3 protein-coding genes are annotated in these 3,889 nt (G+C 33.7%); all 3 read right to left on the bottom strand.

Translation table 11 applies throughout. The annotated features are described in order from the left end of the window. Window positions 1-648: 648 nt before the first annotated feature. A complete protein-coding gene (locus QXF46_09310) occupies window positions 649-1,086 on the bottom strand; it encodes a hypothetical protein (GenBank protein ID MEM0227058.1) in 438 nt (145 codons plus the stop codon). A gap of 479 nt (window positions 1,087-1,565) precedes the next feature. Beyond that, window positions 1,566-2,525, bottom strand: a complete 960-nt coding sequence (locus QXF46_09305) for a hypothetical protein (GenBank protein MEM0227057.1) — start codon at window positions 2,523-2,525, stop codon at window positions 1,566-1,568. 741 nt (window positions 2,526-3,266) lie between these two features. Continuing rightward, the gene (locus QXF46_09300) at window positions 3,267-3,704 is read right to left on the bottom strand and encodes a hypothetical protein (protein MEM0227056.1); all 438 of its coding nucleotides are present in this window, start codon (window positions 3,702-3,704) and stop codon (window positions 3,267-3,269) included. Window positions 3,705-3,889 lie beyond the last annotated feature (185 nt).

The raw sequence follows: 3,889 nt of genomic DNA, 5'->3' as shown, positions 1-3,889 counted from the left end.
TATTCTCACTTTATACTTATAAAGTTTTCTCTTGATCATTACGGTATTATAGCCGTGAATTAACGTCAAAAAAGGGTAGAACCCCATCATAAAGCCAGGGCGGTATTATGGTGATAAAAGTAAGGTCAGAAAAGTATAAGTATAAGGTATTTTGCTTTTACTAGTTTACAAAAGTATAAGCAATAGGGCATAATAGTAATGGTGCGGCGGTAGGCGGCATAATATCATTATAAGGTATAATGGTGCGGCGGCAGTAATACATATATTATTAAGGTATTAGGCGGCATAAATGCGGCAGCAGGCGACATATACATTATAATGTATAACTGCGGCCTGCGGCAAAATCAGACCGCATAACCATATAATAATATATGAATGGGTGCGGCAGCAGGCCGGGGGTGCGGCAGTTATTCATATATTATATTCCACAGGCCTGCGACATAAAGTTGCAGCATATTCATATTATAATGTATAGGCGGCAAAAAGGCGGGGCGGCAGCAGACCGTGCGGCAGTATAACTGCGGCAGCAGGCAGCAGTAATACCATATTATAATAAGTACTAATCAAATGTAAAATTCCTATTAATATAATAATTAATACTAAAATATGCTAAAAAATCTATAAAAATATAGTATAAAATAAAAAAGTTTATTGTAGTATTTGTTGCGCCCTTATGTATCTTGCTAACGTTTCTTTTAACGCCTTTTTTACGTTTCTTATTACTTTGACTACAGGGGCGTCACAGGTTAATATATATATTGTATTTTCGTTAACATAAGGTACTACTTCCGCGCTAGAACCCCTCCCTTCACATAATACTACTCTTATCGTATTGCCCGTTTTATCATCGTAGTACCTCAACTCGTCACCATAGCCTGCCCTTAATTTATTTATATTCTTTAGCGCCCATTCTAATAAGTTTATAATTTGCGGTAAATTTTGTAACTCACTTTCTAAATCTTGCGCATCTAATTCGCTAAATGTTTCGCTTTTAGCATATATATTAGGATATATTATTTGTGCAACTTGTTTTAATTTTTGTATTTTATCCCCCGCGTTTGGGGGTTGAGACATGGATTCTGCCATTTTTCATTTCACCTAATACCATATTCTCACTTTATACTTAAAAATCTTTCTCTCAATATCTACGGTATTATAATCGTTAAAATAAGGCATTTTGAGTCAGAACCCCTCCCTAAAAACCGTCAGGTATTATGACCTAGAAAAGTATAAATTAACATAACGTTAGGCTTATACTAGTTTAGAAAAGTATAAGTATAAGGGGGATTAAGTGCATTATACCATATTATTTTATAATTATTAAGGTATTATGGCAGGCCGGCGGCATATTATTATATTATGATTAACCGCCAGGCCGGGTGCGGCAGTTATACATTATAATTATAATGAATATGCGGGCCGGCCTGCGGCATAATGGCGGTGCGGCATATCATAATTATAATATAGGTGCGGCATAAGGTGCAACACTAATACATAATATAATAATGTAAATAGTTATATAACAAAAAGTAATATCTTATATAAAAAACTTTTTAATATACGACTTATTCTGTTTCATTTTCATTTATCTCTCTACATTCCAGGGTATGATATTTTGCAAGCTTTTCGTTTGCACAAATTTCTATAACGCGTTCATAGCGTGTAATATATTCGCCTCGTAAGTCTTCAACTATTAATAGTAAACTTTCATAGGCCTGATCAGCTAAGTATTGTATACTTAGCTTTTCATGAACCTGCTCATCTTTTGCATAAATTAGCTCAATTAACATCGCAACTAATGCGCTTTGTTCTAAAAGCCTGCTAATCTTCTTAATGAACATTACTATATCATTAATGCTTGTTATTTCTATTTTTTCACTCTTGAATTTTTCTAATTCTTCTTGTAACTTTTTAGCTTCTTCAATTATATTGTTAATAAGCATTTTTATCGTTTTATTACTTATGTCTACATTTTCTAATCTGCTTAATATTGTCTTAATGTTATTAATAGCTTTGTTAACATACTTTCTGTCATCATTAATTATTTTTTGTATTATTTTTAATCTGTCGTTTTCCGCACTGTTAACTAGAATATACATTAAGCCTGTCGTTTTGTATATTTCATCTTCAAGCTTGTAAATTTTTAGTATTGCTTTTAGTATATCATTTTTAGTTAAAAGACCGTAAATTTTTAGCCCTGCCTCTATGTGTGTCAGGTATAATAAATGCTTATCAGGCTCTATCCAGTCGCAAAAGTCGCAAAAGTCTGCATCAACATAATCTTGTACCATTGTTAAGTATTTGTCAACTAAATCTTTCAAATCTTCTATATTTATCTCAACTATTATTTCTAAATCTTTACTAATTTTTATTTTTTCATTTAATATCTGTGTTACAGCTTCATTTACTTGCTTTACAAGCTTGTAAATTTTCATATGTTGTTCATCAATTTCCCCGCTTATTTTTTTACGAATTTGGAATAGGGATTCAAACATATTCTGTTTCACCCACTTATCTATTCTCACTTTATACTTATAAAGTTTTCTCTTGATCATTACGGTATTATAGCCGTGAATTAACGTCATAAAAGGGTAGAACCCCCTCCCTAAAAGCCGTCCGGTATTATGATTTAGAAAAGTATAAGTATTAAGGTATATTGATTTTACTAGTTTACAAAAGTATAAGCATATCATCACAATAGTAATAGTGCGGCAGCAAAATGGGGCTGCGGCATATACATATTATATAAAATATGTATAATGATGCGGCCGGCCTGCGGCATAAGGCGGGCCGCAGCAGGCCGGGGGTGCGGCAGCATATACATTATATAATATGCCGCAGGCCGGCGGCATAAGGGCATAACTCATTATAATATAGTAGGCGGCATAAGGGCGGGGCCGCAGCAGGCCAGTTATTAATAATATATACTTGCGGCCGGCAGTATAGGCGGCTTATTCATATATTATATATGCCGCAGGCCGGTGCGTTTATACATTATATACAGGCCGGTGCGCGGCAGTATATACATTATAATAGTTTAATGGGGGGTGCGGCATATCATTATTATAATAAGGTATAACTGCCGCAGTTATACCTTATTATAACTAATATGGTATAATGGTGGGCCGGCTTGCGACATATGGCGGCATATATATTATAAAATGAATATACGGGCCGGCATATACATTATAAAATAATTAAAAACGATTAGAAAAAGTGTAAAAGTAGTATATATAAAAAATAATTCTTTTTCAAAAACAAAAAAATTAACTTAAAACAGTTTTTTCAATAAGTTCTTTAACTTTATTAAATTCTTCCGCTAATTGTAAATATTTTTGTTTACGTTCTTCTCTAATGCAATTATCTAGTAATATTTTAAATATTCTGTCAAATTTTGCTAATAGCTCAGGTAAGTTCGCTTCCGCATATTCTTTTTGGCCCTTAGTTGAGTTAGGGTCTGTTAATCTGATCACCGCCTTTCTCGCCCTCCATATTATTTCAGGCAAGAAGTCTCTTGCCAGGTCAAGTTCACGTCTGAGTTTTCTACATCCTTCGTCGTCACACCTCGCAAAGTCGCCCCATATTCGCTCCGCAATTTTTTGGAATTGAATGGCTATATAGGCTAACTTTTTTGTTATTAATTGTATATCTTGTTCATTTACCCCCGTATTTGCCGCGGGGGGTTGAGATATGGGTTCGGCCATTTTTCATTTCACCCATTACCATATTTGTTTTTTAAGTATTTAAAGCTTTCGGTCCTTCTTAACGGTATTATAACCGTGAATTAACGTTACTAAAATAACGGATATTTAGGTAAAATTTAAGGGAATTAAGGGATAGTAAAATTGAGTTTTTATTTATCATTTTAATTATAATATGGTATAATATC

It is taken from the genome of Thermofilaceae archaeon (genome assembly GCA_038731975.1).
Taxonomy (GTDB): Archaea; Thermoproteota; Thermoprotei; order Thermofilales; family Thermofilaceae; genus JANXEW01.
Note: the sequence above shows the minus strand (reverse complement) of the source record. Positions and strands in the feature narration are given on the sequence as shown.